This window comes from Rothia sp. HMSC071F11, from assembly GCF_001809115.1.
GTDB classification, from domain to species: Bacteria; Actinomycetota; Actinomycetes; order Actinomycetales; family Micrococcaceae; genus Rothia; species Rothia dentocariosa.
Genome location: NZ_KV795763.1, coordinates 152,018 through 168,729, shown reverse-complemented (window position 1 = coordinate 168,729; position 16,712 = coordinate 152,018). Strand labels below are relative to the sequence as shown.

Annotated in this window: 13 protein-coding genes and 2 pseudogenes; 7 read left to right on the top strand and 8 right to left on the bottom strand. The window is 52.7% G+C overall.

Annotated elements, in window-relative coordinates; all coding sequences use genetic code 11:
* Positions 1-33: 33 nt before the first annotated feature.
* The 3 genes from HMPREF2554_RS08780 to HMPREF2554_RS08770 form a co-directional block, all read right to left on the bottom strand.
* Positions 34-696, bottom strand: coding sequence for a hypothetical protein (locus tag HMPREF2554_RS08780; protein ID WP_070554795.1), 663 nt, complete (start codon positions 694-696; stop codon positions 34-36).
* A gap of 361 nt (positions 697-1,057) precedes the next feature.
* Positions 1,058-2,140: a FecCD family ABC transporter permease gene (locus tag HMPREF2554_RS08775; RefSeq protein ID WP_070554793.1), complete on the bottom strand. Its 1,083-nt coding sequence runs from the start codon at positions 2,138-2,140 to the stop codon at positions 1,058-1,060.
* Complete coding sequence (locus HMPREF2554_RS08770) at positions 2,137-3,342, bottom strand: FecCD family ABC transporter permease (protein WP_070554791.1); 1,206 nt, start codon at positions 3,340-3,342, stop codon at positions 2,137-2,139. Before HMPREF2554_RS08770 ends, HMPREF2554_RS08775 begins: the two co-directional genes overlap by 4 nt.
* Before the next feature lie 162 nt (positions 3,343-3,504).
* Here HMPREF2554_RS08770 and HMPREF2554_RS08765 point away from each other — a divergent pair, with 162 nt between their 5' ends.
* The 5 genes from HMPREF2554_RS08765 to HMPREF2554_RS08745 all read left to right on the top strand — a co-directional run bounded on the left by HMPREF2554_RS08765 (position 3,505) and on the right by HMPREF2554_RS08745 (position 8,885).
* Positions 3,505-4,560 (top strand): ABC transporter substrate-binding protein, encoded by a 1,056-nt coding sequence (locus HMPREF2554_RS08765; protein WP_083297458.1) that lies wholly within the window; start codon positions 3,505-3,507, stop codon positions 4,558-4,560.
* Positions 4,561-4,755: 195 nt separating this feature from the next.
* Positions 4,756-5,592, top strand: coding sequence for a YwqG family protein (locus tag HMPREF2554_RS08760; protein ID WP_070554787.1), 837 nt, complete (start codon positions 4,756-4,758; stop codon positions 5,590-5,592).
* A 232-nt stretch (positions 5,593-5,824) separates the two neighbouring features.
* Positions 5,825-6,715 carry a YwqG family protein gene (locus HMPREF2554_RS08755; RefSeq protein WP_070554785.1) on the top strand — a complete coding sequence of 297 codons (891 nt, stop codon included), beginning with the start codon at positions 5,825-5,827 and terminating at the stop codon, positions 6,713-6,715.
* A gap of 188 nt (positions 6,716-6,903) precedes the next feature.
* Entirely contained in the window at positions 6,904-8,382 is a 1,479-nt protein-coding gene (locus tag HMPREF2554_RS08750) for an O-acetylhomoserine aminocarboxypropyltransferase/cysteine synthase family protein (protein ID WP_070554782.1), read from the top strand.
* On the top strand, positions 8,382-8,885 hold the full coding sequence (locus HMPREF2554_RS08745; RefSeq protein ID WP_013398362.1) for a CoA-binding protein: 504 nt from the start codon (positions 8,382-8,384) through the stop codon (positions 8,883-8,885). The genes HMPREF2554_RS08750 and HMPREF2554_RS08745 overlap by 1 nt, the downstream gene beginning before the upstream one ends.
* 700 nt (positions 8,886-9,585) lie before the next feature.
* Here the strand turns inward: HMPREF2554_RS08745 and HMPREF2554_RS08740 are convergent.
* Complete coding sequence (locus HMPREF2554_RS08740) at positions 9,586-10,386, bottom strand: trimeric intracellular cation channel family protein (protein ID WP_004006482.1); 801 nt, start codon at positions 10,384-10,386, stop codon at positions 9,586-9,588.
* 187 nt (positions 10,387-10,573) lie between these two features.
* Here HMPREF2554_RS08740 and HMPREF2554_RS08735 point away from each other — a divergent pair, with 187 nt between their 5' ends.
* Complete coding sequence (locus HMPREF2554_RS08735) at positions 10,574-11,191, top strand: L-alanine-DL-glutamate epimerase (RefSeq protein ID WP_070554780.1); 618 nt, start codon at positions 10,574-10,576, stop codon at positions 11,189-11,191.
* Positions 11,192-11,299: 108 nt separating this feature from the next.
* Entirely contained in the window at positions 11,300-12,211 is a 912-nt protein-coding gene (locus HMPREF2554_RS08730) for an MFS transporter (RefSeq protein ID WP_246826043.1), read from the top strand.
* Between the two features lie 251 nt (positions 12,212-12,462).
* Here HMPREF2554_RS08730 and HMPREF2554_RS12015 read toward each other — a convergent pair.
* From HMPREF2554_RS12015 to HMPREF2554_RS08715, 4 genes and pseudogenes are all read right to left on the bottom strand, one after another.
* Positions 12,463-13,785, bottom strand: a pseudogene (locus tag HMPREF2554_RS12015) (ISL3 family transposase).
* A 159-nt stretch (positions 13,786-13,944) separates the two neighbouring features.
* Positions 13,945-15,585: a mercury(II) reductase gene (gene merA / locus HMPREF2554_RS08720; protein WP_070554777.1), complete on the bottom strand. Its 1,641-nt coding sequence runs from the start codon at positions 15,583-15,585 to the stop codon at positions 13,945-13,947.
* A gap of 28 nt (positions 15,586-15,613) precedes the next feature.
* Positions 15,614-15,703: pseudogene (locus HMPREF2554_RS11300) on the bottom strand (Hg(II)-responsive transcriptional regulator); the annotation flags it as partial.
* A 543-nt stretch (positions 15,704-16,246) separates the two neighbouring features.
* A complete protein-coding gene (locus tag HMPREF2554_RS08715) occupies positions 16,247-16,690 on the bottom strand; it encodes a GNAT family N-acetyltransferase (RefSeq protein WP_070554775.1) in 444 nt (147 codons plus the stop codon).
* Positions 16,691-16,712 lie beyond the last annotated feature (22 nt).

Below are 16,712 nucleotides of genomic sequence, written 5' to 3'. Positions count from 1 at the left end.
CGGTGGTGGGGAGCTTTGCTCTGCCCGAAAAACCTAAGCGGTCATACCGTAATCTTCGCGGATGCGACGGCGCACATCCCGGCGTTCCCGTTTGAATTTGGTGCAGGCGTCTTTGAGGTTTTCGCATTCCCACAGGTCCCATTCACTCACGTCAAGCCCCATCATGGCGACTTCCAGCAGGCCCAGCATATTGAGGAACTGCGCGGTATTAATCCTAAAATCACCGGAACCCGGGCGGCTCTCGGTGGCGAAAGCATACCCTTCCAAGGGCAGCACCCGCGGCGCCCAATGCTTATACCAGGCATCGCCGTAACGGGGGCTGCAATACATATGCGTCAGTGCCAGTTTGGTGCCCTGAATCCGCTCGAAACGAAGACCAATCTCAAGCTGATCGTGCGGGAAAACCATTAGGATAGCGTTCTGCGCCGCCCGGCGTAATTCGTGAAGATTTTGCTGGAATCCGGCCTCGCCATAACGATGCTGAGTGAGCATCCGGGCGCAGGAATTTGACGCCGGGGCGACCTGTAGACAAACACGCTCGGCAATGAGCTGTTCTAGATCGCGGCGAATAGCCTCTATATTGAAGGTTTCGTGGTGTACGAGCGTTCCCGTGGACATGAGGAACTGATGATCGGCGCTAACAATATCCTCGGCGGTTGCAACGATGCGGGATGCGCTTAGGGGGTGCTGTGCCATAGGTGCTGATCCTCTCTCGGTGGGGTGCCGCCCCGTGAAAGTGCGGGGTATTTTTCTGATACCTCGACGGTACCTAGGCACCCTGACACTTTAACCGTGCCGAGCCGCCAAGAGAGGTTTTTATACAGCATATATTCCAGATACGGAATGTGGAATATATACTCTGACAAGTTTATATACCGTTTTTGGAATATAACTGTGCGGGTTGATTTTGTAGCACGAAAATTATCGAATATCTGAAGTGCACAGGATTTAAAGCGCCTAGGGATGTCAGGCGAGTGAGGTACGAACGAGTCTGACAGGGTCCCTGTAAAGCGACTAAATCCTGCGCACTTCAAAGCGGCGTTTTCGATTAACTAAATCACTTACTCCGGCGCAGAAGCCACAGCATATAGGCACCGCCCAGAGCACCGGTCATCAGCCCGACCGGAATCTGGAAGGGTGAAAGAATCCGTGATGCCGCATAGTCAGCTGTCACCAACAGGGCTGAACCCAGAAGCGCTGAGTGCCACATCGCCGCACCTGGAGTATTCCACAGCCGCCGCGCAATCTGCGGGGCAACGAGCGACAAGAAACCTATGGGCCCTGACATTGAGATAGCGACCGCCACCAAGAGTACTGCTGCGGCTACTAAAATATTGATCGTGCGTCGCACCGGTAAGCCCAAGCCCGCCGCCAGGTCTTCGCCCAGTTCTAGGGTGCGCAGGTAGTGGGTGAGCATCAGCACGAGTGGAATCGTAATCGCAAGCGCTATCGCTGGTGCTGTCACCTGGGCCCAAGAAATCGCATTGAGCGAGCCGTGCTGCCAGGTCTTGGCTGCCTCCGCCTTTTCCAGATCGGAGCGTGTGATCAGGTAATCATTGACCGATGCGAGCATAGCGCTGACCGCAATACCGATCAGTACCATGCGCTGCCCCATAGAAGCGCCGCCGCGTATACCCGCAAGCAGCATCACCACGGTGGCGGTGAGGAAGCCGCCGATAAGTGCACCCATGCCGATACTCACGCCGGAATTGTCGAAGGAACCGACCAGAATGATGGAGAGCGCGCCGGTTGCCGAACCGACCGTGAAGCCGATGATGTCCGGTGAACCGAGGGAGTTGCGGGAAACCGATTGGAAGATAGCCCCGGAAAGCCCCAGCGCCGCACCCACCACAGCAGCTGCCACGATTCGTGGCAGATACTGATTCAGAATAAAATACCGGTCAATATCGCTGCCACCGCCCTGAAAAAGCACGCTCAAGACGTTAGCGGGGGAAATATTGTAGGTGCCATACATGAGCGTCATGCAGGCGGCCACTACCATGATCGCAATTACCAAAAGTGTGCGCGGCAGGGGAGTGCGGTACCGCCCGGGAATAGTCGGTCGTTTGCCAGACTTTCTGCGGGGATTCGGGGATGTGCTCGCCGCGTTGAGCTTATTCGTGTGCGTCGTTTGGTTCACCGGGAACCTCCCGCCGTCTGCGGAGCCGCCCCTGCCTGTTCGTGCTGTGCCGCCTTCACACCCAAGATGCTGCGCTTCCGGCCTTTCGCCCCGGAACTAAGCCGAAGTACCAGGACCATGAGCACGGGCGCGCCGATGAACGCGGTCACGATACCGACCTCAAGTTCCCCGGGCGGAACGATCATGCGTCCGGCAATATCGGCGGTCAGAACCAGCACCGGTCCGTAGACGAGCGAAAGTGGCAAAACCCGCGCAATATCGGTACCCACCAGCAAGCGCACCGCATGCGGAACCACCAACCCCACAAATCCGGTGGGTCCGGCTACCGCAGTCGCCGCGCCGCATAGAGCCATAATCGCCACGATACAGGCACCGCGCACGAGGGTGACCGGCACGCCCAAGCCGGATGCCGCATCCTCACCTAGCGCTAGAGCACGCAGGGGGCCGATCAGAATGAACGATAGAACCAGCCCCAACACCACGAGAGGAAGCGCCGTGAAAACCTGCTCGTAGGTGCGGTTTTCTAGGGAACCGACCACCCAGAACCGGTGTGAGTCGAAAGCCCGGGAATTGAACATAGTAATAATGCCGGTGATCGTTCCCAAACAGGCATTCACCGCAACGCCCGTAAGCACCAGGCGGGCGGTAGAATCCAGGTTTGGCTTGGAATCAATAAGGCCCAGCAGGAATACCGTGCCCGCCGCGAGACCAGAACCGGCGAGCGCTAACCACAGCTGTACGAAGGGTGAAGATACCCCGAAAATGCCGATGCCTACAACGACCGCAACAGCCGCCCCGGAGTTCACGCCCAGCAGTCCCGGTTCGGCAAGTGGGTTACGCGAGAGCGCCTGCATGATAACGCCCGCAACCGCCAGCGCCGCGCCCACCATAATAGCGGCGAGTGTGCGGGGCATCCGCTTGAACCAAATCAGTTTTGATTCGATCGTGGCGGCATCCGGGTGCAGAAATCCGTCGAGCGCCTTCTCGAAGGAAAACATGCGCGAGCCAACTGCCCCGGAGAGCACAATAAGAACCGCTAAAAGAGCCAGCCCTATCAGAAGTGCCAATCCCCAACGTGATAGCGAAGGCTTTGGCGTGCTCGGCTGTTCGGCTGGCGCCGCCGTCGTGTTCCGGGCGGATGCGCCTGCCCCGTCAGACCTGGAGGCGACGGGCTGTTTACCCCGGCGGGGCGATGAACTCATAGGCGTACTCTATCTTGTGCTGATCGGGGGGGCTTATGCCGATTTACTGCTCGAAAATCTGGGCGGCAGCCGCATAATATTTAGGACATATTTATGTGATTTATCCTACGTCAATATGGGGCTGATATGGCATTATCTATTTTATAAGGGTATCCTCAGTCTATGGCTAATACTAGTTCACCCCAACACAGGGACTCTCACCGTTCATTGACCAGACGATCCTTCGGCGTACTTGCCCTGGGCTCTTTCAGCGCCCTCGCCCTTGCCGCCTGCGGGTCTTCCAATTCTTCCGATTCCAACGCGTCCGCATCCTCTGCATCGACGAGCGCAAAGCCCGCTCCTTCAGCCCTTCCTTCTGGCATGGGCTCGACCGCAGGCGACGGCGAATTCCCGCGTACGGTCAAGCATTTCCGCGGCGAAACCAAGATTGAATCTGCCCCCAAGAGCGTGGTTATCCTCTCGACCGGGCAGCTTGACGATGTTCTCGCTCTGGGTCTGGTACCCATCGGTGCAGCAACCGCTAACGATGCCGACCTCGTACCCGAATACCTCAAGACCAAGTTCTCCGATAAGTCGGCCGAACTCGATAAGATAGCCAAGGTGGGCAAGCGCACCGAACCCGACCTTGGTGCTATCGCAAATCTGCACCCCGACCTCATCCTGATTAACAACACCAATAAAAAGGAAGAGGTCTACGAATCACTCTCAAAGATCGCCCCAACCGTGGTGACCGAGGGTACCGGACATAACTGGAAACAGGACTTCCTGATGATCGCCTCGGCGTTGGGTGCTACCTCTAAAGCTGAGGAGATGCTCAAGGATTACGAGGATAAAGCCAAGAAACTGGGCGAGAAAGCCGGTCAAGAGAAGACCTTCTCATTCCTCTACGCTGCTGGGGACCGTACCCGCGTATACGCGAAATCTTCGTTTGTGGGCTCCATTTGTGAGGATGCTTCCCTCACCCGCCCCGCCGCGCAGCAGGAAGGCAAGACCTCGATTGACCTGAGTTCCGAGAACCTCGACCAGGCAGACGGCGACTACCTCTTCTACGGTGTGCAGGGCGGCGACGAATCCAAGCTCACCTCTGAGACACTGTGGGAAAGCCTGAAGGCGGTCAAGGAGAAGCACGCTCATAAGGTAGATGCCGATATGTTCTACCTGAACGCGGGAATTACCGCGGCCCTAGGCGTGATCGAGGAAATCGACAAAAATATCTAGTATGCGCATCACAGCGACAGCACCCTTGCCCGGAATTCTCCAGGGATTCCGGGCAAGGGTGCGGTCGTACTGGTTCACATTGTGTAGTATGCGGATGCGTTCGTTTTTCACCCCACAACGATATTCAAGGCATACTATAAAAAAGTGTGTTCTCATGGTTAATACATGCCATTAACCACGCCTTGGAGGATGTCCATGAGCACTCTAGAAGAAAAAGCGCAGCATGTTGCCGATGCGCTCAATAAAGACCACGTCAAGCAGGCGGTACGCATCACGGCAACTGCCTCTAAAACCCCGCTGCCAAAGACAGCCTCAAAATTTGGGGGCATTCCTTATGTACCTATGGGTGCTTCGGCGCCAACAAACTCCAGTGGTCAGCCCTTGGGGATGATCGCGCAGATTAACTGTGCAGAGCTGCCGCCGAATGATATCTATCCAAAAACTGGCATGGTGCAATTCTGGATAGACCCGAAGGACGAGGCGTGGGGGTTCGATGCCGCGAAGCCTGCATCTCAGGAGAACTGGCGGGTTATCTATTACAAGAACGTGGGCAGGCCAGACCCGAACACGACTCTTCCTGCCGTGGATCCCAAGGACAATTGGCCCGTTGAACCCACACAGACCGAGTTTGCGCTTTCGTTCGAGGCGATCGAGCAGGGTATTACCGGCGCCGCCAACTACTACTATGAAGATTTCGCGCGCGTGTGGAATAAGATGTACCCCGAAGCGCAGCTTGAAAGCTACCAGGAGGCGCAGGGTGCCGCCCTCACGATTGAGGAGAACGACGAATTCTCGAAGATTGGCGGGTACCCCTACTTTGTGCAGAGCGACCCCCGGTTCTTCAACGAGGCTCTGCAGGGGCATACCGTGAACCTGCTGACCATTGTTTCTGAGGTGGACTGGGCTGAGCCTCATGACGGTTCACCTAAGCTCATGTGGTGCGGCGGAGGCGCGGCAAACTGGCTGATAACGCCCGAACAGCTGGCGGCGGGCGATTTCTCAAACGTGATCTTTGAGTGGTCGAGCAGCTAACCGGCCCGCTCGATAATTCTTATACAAGGGGTTGTGGTGTACTCAAGCTACTTGATACACCACACCCCTTGAACCTTTGGGACGCCTAGAGTCATGTTCCGAATCATGCAGCGTGTGGCCTCCCAGAAAAAATACACCGTTGAATAAGCGCACGAGTGACGAAGTTCTGCGCACGGCACCGCAAAATGTGTTCTGATGGTTGTAGCACTGAACCAACCACCCGGAGGAACACATGAATACCACCGAGCAGAATGCAGCTAAAAACACCGAAGCGCAGGTGCGTCGAGTCCTCGATGTTATGAATCAGGGAAAACTCAAGCAGGCTATCAGGATTACGGCAACCCCATCGCAGCAGCCGTTGCCGAAGACCGCCTCTAAGTTCGGGGGAGTGCCGTACCTGCCTGTGGGAGAATCCGCGCCGACGAACGCATCCGGCCAGCCCCTAGGCATGATCGCGCAGATTAACTGTGCGCAGCTGCCGCAAAATAATATTTACCCAAAGAACGGTATGCTTCAATTTTGGATTGACCCTCACGACACCGTGTGGGGGTATGACTATAACAAGCCTGCGGTTCAAGAGAACTGGCGGGTGCTCTACCACGAGAGCGTGGGTGAGCCGAACCCGGATGCGCCGCTGCCGGTGATCGACTGGGACACGATCGGTTGGCCTATCGAACCGGAGAGCGTGGAATTTGCGCTCTCGTTCAGCGTGGTCGAGCAGGGAGTTACCGGTACTGCGCACTACTACTATCCCGATTTTGCACGAGTGTGGGACGAGCTGTATCCCGAGGATAAATTGCCCACGGGAGACGACGAGCGGGCGAGGATTCAGCGGACGGACGCCGTTGAGGAGCTTACTCTCCCGTATGAGGAGAGTGATGAGTACTCTCGGATTGGCGGTTACCCCTACTTTATTCAGAATGACCCGCGGGATTTCGACGAGAACCTGCAGGGGCACACGGTGAACCTGCTGACCATTGTTTCTGAGGCGGACTGGGAATCGGAGGAAGAGACCCCGGAACTCCTCTGGGGCGATGCGGGCTCCGCAAACTGGCTGATAACGCCCGAACAGCTGGCGGCGGGTGACTTCTCGAACGTGATCTTTGAGTGGTCGAGTTGCTAGACAAGAAATATATATGCTGGTGACGCAATTGCTTGCATGTTCTAATTCCCGTCATAAACCGACACAAACGACACATTGCTACGCGCACTTGGCGCATCCGGGGACCGTGGCACAGTATAGGGTTGAGTACCTCTGTTCCTCGACCTTGGCGCGTCCTTCGGCTGCGCTAAGCCAACCAGGAGTCATGCATGGCTGAATATACTTTCGGATTCCGCACCCGCGCCCTGCACGCGGGCGGCACCCCGGACGCTGAACACGGCGCCCGCGCGGTCCCTATCTACCAGACCACCTCGTTCGTTTTCAAAGACACCGACGATGCCGCCAACCTCTTCTCCCTGCAGAAATACGGCAACGTCTACTCGCGCCTATCGAACCCGACCGTTGCCGCGCTGGAAGAACGCATCGCATCTCTAGAGGGCGGTATCGGGGCGGTGGCGACTGCATCCGGCATGGCCGCCGAGTTCATCACCTTCGCCGCGCTCTGCCAGGCGGGCGACCATATTGTGGCATCTTCCCAGCTGTACGGCGGAACAGTCACCCAGCTGGATGTCTCCCTGCGCCGATTCGGCATCGAAACCACTTTCGTGGAAGGCACCGACCCTGCGGATTACAAGGCGGCGCTGACCGAGAACACCAAGGCAATCTACACAGAGGTCGTCGCCAACCCCTCCGGCGAAATCGCAGACCTTGAAGGGCTCGCCGCCGTAGCCCATGAGGCGGGAATCCCCCTCGTCGTGGATGCCACTATCTCAACCCCGTACCTGATTCGCCCGCTAGAACACGGGGCCGACATCGTGATTCACTCCGCCACCAAATTCCTGGGCGGGCACGGAACCACCCTCGGCGGCGTGGTTGTTGAGAGCGGACGGTTCAATTGGGCGAACGGCAACTTCCCGCTCATGACCGAGCCGGTGCCTTCGTACAATAACGTCTCGTGGTGGGGGAACTTCGGCGAATACGGGTTCCTCACAAAACTGCGTTCCGAGCAGCTGCGCGACTTCGGCCCTGCGCTCTCACCGCAGTCGGCATTCAACCTGCTTCAGGGTGTCGAAACCCTCCCGCAGCGCATGGATGCGCACCTCGCCAACGCGAAAAAGGTCGTGGACTGGCTGGTTGAGGATGCGCGCATCGCCTACGTAAACTACGCCGGTTTGCCGGGACATGCGCACCACGAACGCGCGAAAAAACTGTTGCCGCTGGGCGTTGGGTCTGTGTTCTCTTTTGGGGTGAAGGGCACCGATAAGGCGAGCGGCCGCGTGGTTGGCGGCGAGTTCATTAGTGCGCTTGTGTTGGCATCGCATCTGGCGAATATTGGTGACTCGCGCACTCTGGTGCTGCATCCGGGTTCGACCACGCATCAGCAGCTTTCCAGTGAGCAGCTTGCTGCTGCGGGCGTGGGCGAAGACCTGATTCGTATTTCGGTTGGGCTTGAGGATGTTGAAGACATTATTTGGGACCTTGACCAGGCGCTCACCCACGCGACTGGCATGAACCACGCGGGTGAACGTGTGGGCGAATCCAGTGCCGATAAGCTCGTTGCGGCGCAAGAGGCTCTCGCCGCCGAAGAGGCTGACCCGCAGCAGGGCGTCGCCTGCGCACTGCCGAATAGCGCCGCAGCTTCGGGCGCCTCAGAACCCAAGGATGCACCCGCGAAGGAGGGCAACTAATGACTGAGAAACGTACCTGGGTAGGCCCGAGCGCCCCCGAGCGGCTGAACATTCTGCGCAATACCCGCACTATCGCGATTGTGGGGATGAGCGATAAAATTTCGCGCGCCTCAAACTTTGTGGCAACTTACCTGCTGTCTTCATCGCCGTATACAGTGTATTTTGTGAACCCGATTCTTGCGGCGAAAGGCAAGACCGTGCTGGGGCAGCCGGTGTACGCCTCGCTTCAGGATCTACCTGAGGTGCCCGATCTCGTCGAGATTTTCCGCCGCAATGAAGACCTCCCGGGTGTGGTTCAGGAGGCGGTTGATCTGGGCGCAAAAACCGTGTGGATGCAGCTGGGCTCATGGAATGAGGAAGCTGCCGCAATTGGTGAGGCAGCTGGGCTGAACGTGGTCATGGACCGATGCGTGAAGATCGAGCACGCACGCTTCCATGGTGGACTTCACCTTGCGGGCTTCAACACCGGCGTGATTTCCTCGAAGCGCCAGGTCACGGCGTAGCTCGGCGACTGTCGTAGGCCTAATCTTCACAGCGGCGGCTGTTTGGGAGTAATAAGCTTCCAAATGGCTGCCGTTCTTGTGTGATAGGTGCGCATCTTCCTGCCCTACAGAAATGGGGGGCGGTATGTTCCGCATCTGGGGTGCTTGGCTGGTCATCATCACAACATCTTCACAACATCATTACAAAAAGTTGTCATGATACTGGGATGACCGAACAGTCGCAAAAACCTTGAAATATCAGGGGTTTTTCCCTATGAGACGCAACGACAACAAGCGTCATAACAACATCTTCACAAAAAGTTGTGATGATATTGTGATGATGCTGTCCTTCTGTCAGCGCAAGAGGGGCTGGATGGGCTAAGAAGGCAGAAAATAGGGCTGGTTGGGGTGTTTTAGCGCGGTCGTATCGCTGGCGCATCGGGCCGAAGAAAATTAATCGTCAGAAACACAAAATTATATATTTATATTGTTTCCACCCGAAAATCTAAATCGGGTTAACCACTTGACAGCTTAAAACCCTACCCTTAGGGATAGGTTTACGGGTATGCTAATACGAGTGCCTTGCGACAGGGGGCTTTCGCGGCGGTCGCAGGGTACTTTTGTGGCGGTGGGGTGCTTGGCACACATGAGCATCCCGCCGCCTTTATCGTTTCTTTCCGAACAGCGTTGAGGAACCTCTCAGGGCGAAGTAGCAGACCCGTTACTTACCGCGTTGCTCCCGTTCACGATGCAGCTGATCGCGGTACGCCTGAATCTGGTCCTCTGTAATCACATCCAGCTGATTTGTGAGCGGCGTGCCCGGTGCCCAGCCTTCGTTCTCAAGATGTTCGTGGTCGCGACGGAATACATCCAGCAGGCGCGGGCGCTGAACCTTCAGCGTGGTGGGCATCGGCAGTCGCCAGTCGCGCCACCGCGCCACAATACCCAACACCGTGCAGGTGAGCACAGACATAGCGATCGCCACATGAGGGCGTTCCAGCATCCTGAAACAAATTGCCGTTTCGGCGGCGCCCACGAACGCCACCGTGGCGTAGAGCGAGTTCCCGCCGAAGATAGCGGGGATGCGGTTCACCATAATATCGCGGATCACCCCGCCGCCAACCGCCGTTGTCACCCCCAGCGCGATTGCTGGGAGCCAGTGCAGCCCCAGGGTAAGAGATTTGATGGTGCCGGTAGCCGCCCAACAGCCCATACCCAGAAAGTCTACGACCACAAGGGCGCGGGTGGCCCAGTTTGAGCTCAGATCCAGCACATACGCCAACGCCGCCGAGGTAATAGCGCCCACCCAGTACCAGCCGTCGGTAAGCGCTATTGGAAGCCCCACATTCAGCAGGATGTCACGAATCATGCCGCCGCCCATGCTGCAGACGACCGCCAGTAGCAAGAAGCCCACCATGTCGAACCGCAGGGCGCGCGCCACTGCTCCGCCGAGCAGGCCATTAGCCACTACGGCTGCAATATCTACGATACGGAACAGCGTCTCGGGCTCGATATTGAACACGGTCGGCCTCCTTTCGACGGCTCAGGAGTAGAGGAGTGCGGCCCGCAGTTTTAGGCGCAACGTCTGCTATCTTACCGTGTGTGTTGCCGCTACGATACCCGCAGGTTTGTGGCGTGCCGCATACGCCAGACCTGTGCGAGACAATGGAAGAAAGTAAACGCAGGGTGAAAGTGCTGAGAGGAATGCAATGGCGGTTTCACGTGAGCAGGTTTTTGAGGTTCTTCAACGGGTGCATCCGGCGCTAGAGCAGGGTCTGCCTGGCTGGTTGGTGCGCCCAAATATTACGGGAACTGGCGCGGTGGGACTGTACCTTGACGGCCCCGAGTTGCCGCTGATGGGTGTGAACCTGGCGGGCGAACCCGTGGCACGGCATCTGTGCGGAACGGTTCAGAGTGCCGACCGTGGGCTTCCCGACGAGCTGGGTCAGGTGCGGTATCAGTACATTCTGGGTGTGAGCGTGACCGAGCGTGATGAGGAATATCCCGAATTAACCGACCTGCCCAAGATGGGGGAGCCCAGCTGGGTTAATGCTCTGCGGGTGTTGGATCAGCAGGTTCTCGCCGAACGCCGGGATGAATTTTTCATTAGCCGCGGCGGGTATGTGCCCGGTCGTCGGGCTTTGGGGAAACGCCGTGTGGCGCTGCGGCGCGAGTTCTTCCCCGGCAAACCCTGGCTGGGTCTGGGCACGATTGACTGGTGCGCGGGTGTGCGGTCCACTCCGGTCTACGCCAGTGAGCTGGATGCGCTCGCCGCCGCCGCGGTGCGCCTCGCCTCCACCTGGGATGCGGCGCTCCGGTCGGTCTAAAATTCATCTGACAAGTGGTTTTATAGGTGGCCTACCTAATCTATGCACAATATACACAAGTTATGCGCACCACCTGCATGGGGGAGTGGGGGGGGGCTCTTAACGCTCGTGACGCCCGCAGTTTTCACCTGTGCGGGTAAAACCCCACAATACTCTTCTATCGTGCGTGATATGTATCAGGGCGTGCGTGCGGCACAGGTACTTTCTACTCTTGTGCTTATTATGGCGATTGCGCCGATTGCCGGGCCGCTTCTTGGCGGGTTCCTGGTGGTCTCGGGCGGGTGGCGGCTGACTTTCTGGGCTATTGTGACCATCAGTGCCATTATTCTGCTTTTGGTCTTTTTCCTGCCCGAGAGCCTGCCTGAGAATAAACGTGAAAGCAGTACGGTACTTGCGGCGTTTAGAAGTTATCCGCTTCTGCTGCGCCGTCGCACTTTTATGCGGTACGTGCTGTGCGTGTGTTTCTTTTACGTGGCGATTTACGCTTTTATCACGGCATCGTCGAGCGTGTATATCACGAGGTTCGGGGTTGATCCGCGCTATTACGGTCTGCTTTTCGGCGTGAATATCATCGGGGTGATGGTGCTTAGCAGTTTCAATCGACGATTTGTGCAGCGCTATAGTCTAGATTTTCTGCTGCGTATTTCGACTGCGGTTGCCGGGGCGGCTTCTATACTCGCCGTGATAACTGTTGCTGCGGATGTGGGCGGCCTGTGGGGCGTGGCGATTCCGGTGTTCCTGGTGTTCAGTATGAACGGCATTGTTGCCGCCTGCACGAACGCCGCCGCCCTAAATTCTGTGGAACCCGCCATTGCCGGTTCCGCTGCGGCACTCTTAGGGTCGTTCCAATATGGAAGCGGTATTATTTCCTCGCTCCTGCTCGCGGTAATTCCGGGGGAGAGGACGATTCTGATGGTCTCTATTATCTGTGCGTTCGTCCTGCTCTCGGCGGTGATGGGCTTCCCGAAAACGCCCGAAGAAAAGCCTAAGGAACAGCCTCAGAGGCAGGAAGTGGCTTAGAATTTATTGTCCTACTCGCATCTGCATCTGAACTTGCGTAGGTAAAACTCTGGGTATAGCCCGGTGCCTCAGGGATTGAGAGTAAGAGGGAGCAGCTGATTCAACTGCCCCCTATTCACTTTAAGTTAAGCTGCCGCTAGCCCCTTAACAAGTAGTTCGCGGGCAACTTCAGAGGTGCTTTGTCCTCGTTGAGATGCTAGGTCTCGGATAGTATTGTTAAGGGGTATTCGGATTTTATGGTGGAAAAGGGCTTATAAATCACCCTTCTCCAAATTCTTAATAAGTGTGGAAAAATCGACACCTAAGTTGTCTGTAATGTCGTGATCATTCACTTCATACCAATTGAAAGTATCGTATAACATAGCTTTATTGAAAGCACTTGAATTAAATCGTGGCTTACGCTTTTTATGGAGCTTCTCATTGAAAAGGATTTTGGCTCGTAAGGCATCAAACGAGTAACCTCTACCCATTCGCTCTACCTGCCTAATAATGCTGTTAATTGACTCCGTATAAGCATTAGTGAGCCTTTTATCAAAGTAGTTGAATATTTCAACATGCCAGTTGTCTACGGCTCTCACGAGGTCTTTATATGCGTCTTTAGAGTTGCTGGACATACAACGGTGTCTCCATTGACTATAACGAAGATGACCTTCATCTGGATCAGGAGTATCCCATATCCAGTAAAACTCTTCTTTGAGTTCATAGGCTTCTTTTAAAGCAGGAAGATTACCTAACCAAGTATCTAAGAGGAATGATTCACGTTCATTTAGATCGTGTTTACGCTTTAGAAGGATAAACCTTTCACGCATAAGGGTACGTCTTTCTTTTTGGCTCATATGGGCTTTCAAAGACTTTCTGACGTTATCTAAGGCTTGATTAGCCATTCTAACTACATGAAACTTATCTACGACAACTTTAGCGTGTGGAAGGATAGTGTTCACTGCGTCTTTGTAGGGCTTCCACATATCCATTGTGACTTACTCAATGTAAGTCCTGTCACTGATTTCTGAAAGACGTTGGATGACTGTTTCCTTGTTACGGTTAGGCTTGATGTCATAAATAGTCCTGCGTTCAATATTAGTCAATACAAGCCGAGGTCTACGGATAATATGTATCTCGTCTATCCCAAGCCACTTAGGAGTTTCAAACTGGTATTCACGTTCTTTGAGTGCCACATAGTCCTTAAAAACGTTCCTAATGGTTTTCTCGTCAACACCAACGCTTTCTGCGACTTCTACAAAGGTCTTAGACATGGATTGCTCTTGAATGGACTTTAAAAGCCTTTTGGTCATACTACGCTTTTCATCTACAGATATTAGGCGTTCCCAGAAGGTAGATCCGCATTCACGACACTTGTATCGTCTACGGTTCAATTGTAATCCCACTCGCTTTAAACGAATGGGCAAATCCATAATTAGTTGATTTCTTGAACTGTGTTTGTACAACTTGTCAAAACCACATTCAGGACAACGTTCAGGTGGTCCGACTGCTTCAACTTTAAACATCATATCGGTTTCATTTTCTTGTGGCGGTTCTATTGTTTTAATGTCTGGTAGGGATAATAAGTCTGACATATTATTCATCCTTTATTACTCTGCGGTGTTAAGGTATCAATTATAGATTTGATGTCGAAATCATCAGTGTTAAATTATTTTTGTGACCACAAATTCACTTAGAAAATCCCTTAAAGCATTAGCTGGTTCACTTGAATAGGGAGTTGTAAAAAAGTTCCCTTAGCCTGCACAACAAGATAATTTCGAAATATCTTTATCGAACGTAAGTGCAACTAATTTTAGCCCTTCAGCCATTGTTAAATATGGTGCTAGGGTTTCTGTTAAATCTTCTATCGTTAAGCCAAATTTAACAGCTAATGATGCTGCATAGATGACATCTCCTGCATTTTCAGATACAATATGAACCCCTAATACTTTTAGTGTTTCTGTATCTGCTACTAGTTTAAATACACCGGTTGTTTCACGGTTTACAATTGCTCTTGGAACAGCATCTAAAGGTAATACAGATGTCTTCACATCATACCCTTTCTCTTTTGCTTGTTCTTCTGTTAAACCAACCGTTGCAACCGTCGGATTCGTAAACGTAACAGCAGGAACTACCGATAAATCTATTTTTTTGTTTAATCCACCAATAGCATTATCAGTAATAATTCCACCTTCATAGGCTGCTACATATACAAATTGTGGTCCTAAAGTCACATCTCCTGCTGCATAAATCTTTTCATTACTTGTTTGACCAAAATCATTGATCAGGATTTCATTATTTTTTCCAGTTTCAACACCTGCTGCACTTAAATTTAAAGAATCCGTATTTGGTTTTCTTCCAGTGGCAACAAGTAACTGATCTGATTCAATGACTTCTCTACTGCCATTTACTGTTACGTAAACCCTTTTTATCTCTCCACTTTGTTCAACACGCTCAAAAGTTGCCCCTTTGACAAGGTTTATACCCTGTTCAATTAACGCTTTTTCAACTGACTCTGAAATCTCAGGATCATACTCCTTTAAAAGTCGCTCACTTCTTTGCATAAGCGTTATTTCTGAACCTAAATGATGAAATAGTTGTCCAAGCTCCATTCCAATGTATCCTGAACCAATTACAGTTAATCGTTTTGGTATTTTCTTTAACTCAAGAAGTGTTGTACTAGTTAAATAGTCCATTTTTTCAAGTCCTGAAATTTGGGGCAACGAAGGCGATGCACCTGTTGCAATTAAAAAGCGTTTTGCAGATAACTTTGCCCCATTGACCTCAACCGTACTAGCATCAACGAATTTTGCTTCACCTTTAATTAAATCAAAATTATATTCATCAATTAAATCCATATATTTTTGATTCCGAAGTTCGCTCACCAATTTATCCTTTTGCGTGATTAAACTAGCTAAATCCACTTCTCCAGCGGATGTTTGTAAACCTATAAACGGATTGTCTTTTGATAAATGATTGATTTCCCCTGCCCTAAGAAGAGTTTTTGACGGAACACAGCCAATATTCACACAGGTTCCCCCAACCGTTCCACGCTCAATCATTCCAACTTTTGCACCGTATTCTATAGCTTTAATTGCCGAAGAAAAGGCAGCAGCACCAGAACCAATAATAAGAAGGTCATAATTGTCTTCATTAATTAACGCCACGTTTTCTAGTGATGATACTTCTTCAATTTCTCCGGCTTGGTAATTTGCTTCATCAATCGCCTTTATTGCACTTTCAACCTCAATATCATCGGGCAGTTCAAATACTGCTTCACCACGACGATAACTAGACTCAATATTTTTAGCACCTATCTTTTCAAGTGCTGATTCTACGTGTTTTTCACAACCCGTACAAGTCATTCCTGAAATGTTTACCTTAAATTTATTCATAAAAAAGCTCCTTTCGTTAATTAATCTCTCATGTTAATGTTTCTATTATTGGACACGAATGTAATTGCTTTTCATCTGGACATCGTTGTTTTAAGTCGTCTAACATAGTTTCATATCTGCAAACTCACTAATGCGATAAATCATCTTATTTCACCCCCTGAATATTATAAACCATGTACCATAGTACACGGTCAAGTAAATTGGACTATTTTATTTTTTCCCAAAGTATCACTCGTATGTGATTGATACTTTTATATAATACTATTGATTATCCTAACATCCCACCAGAAAATCCGATTTAAACACCAGTTGTTTTTAAACTATTAAGAAAGTAATTCCACTATATATTCCGAAGACCCTTGTTAAGTTCTTCAGGCAGTCGCATATGCAGTACTGGTGAGTGTTGAGATGCTTGTTCTTTCTGCTCTGAGAGCTTGCGGCGGCCGCGAGTCATCTTAACGAGCTCTGTATAATCATCAGTTCCTGTTGCCGCTTTGAGCATTGCCAAAGCAGACTGCCGAGCTTCTTCCCCGGTGAGTAGAGTATTAGGAACGGGGGTAAATTCTCCCCTTTTGGCTGCCTCCGCATTTCTTCAAAATATTTGTCATTGTATGCAGTCATAGGTCTTAGCCCCTTCCAGTTCTGTGGTGTGTGCTAGTTTCTAGAATACATACTTCGCGAGGGTTACGCATCCGTTATCCTGCACCGGGGTGAAGCCGAAGCGCTGGTAGAGTTCGATGACGGGTGTGTCCACAATATCTGTAGTGATGAACCTCTGGCGAATGCTCTCCCGGTCAAAATCGGCGAGGATCTTTCCCAGTAGAGCCGAGCCGATGCCGTGGTGCTGAGCCTGCGGGTGCACCAGTAGATCCTGGATATACGCAATGGTTTGTCCATCACCCACCGCACGTACCAGGCCGATAAGCCGCTCGGCTCCTTCCGCCGTGTTCTCACGCGCTACATAGAGGTACCGCGACCCAGCCAGCATAGGGGCCAATCGCTCGGGCGTGCGAGTGTAGGCGCTCCAGCCCACCGCATCATACAGTTCAACGAGTTCTTCGGTGCTTGGTAGGGAATTCTTGGCGTTCAAAATACTGTACTGCATACCCGTATTATCCTATGCCCCA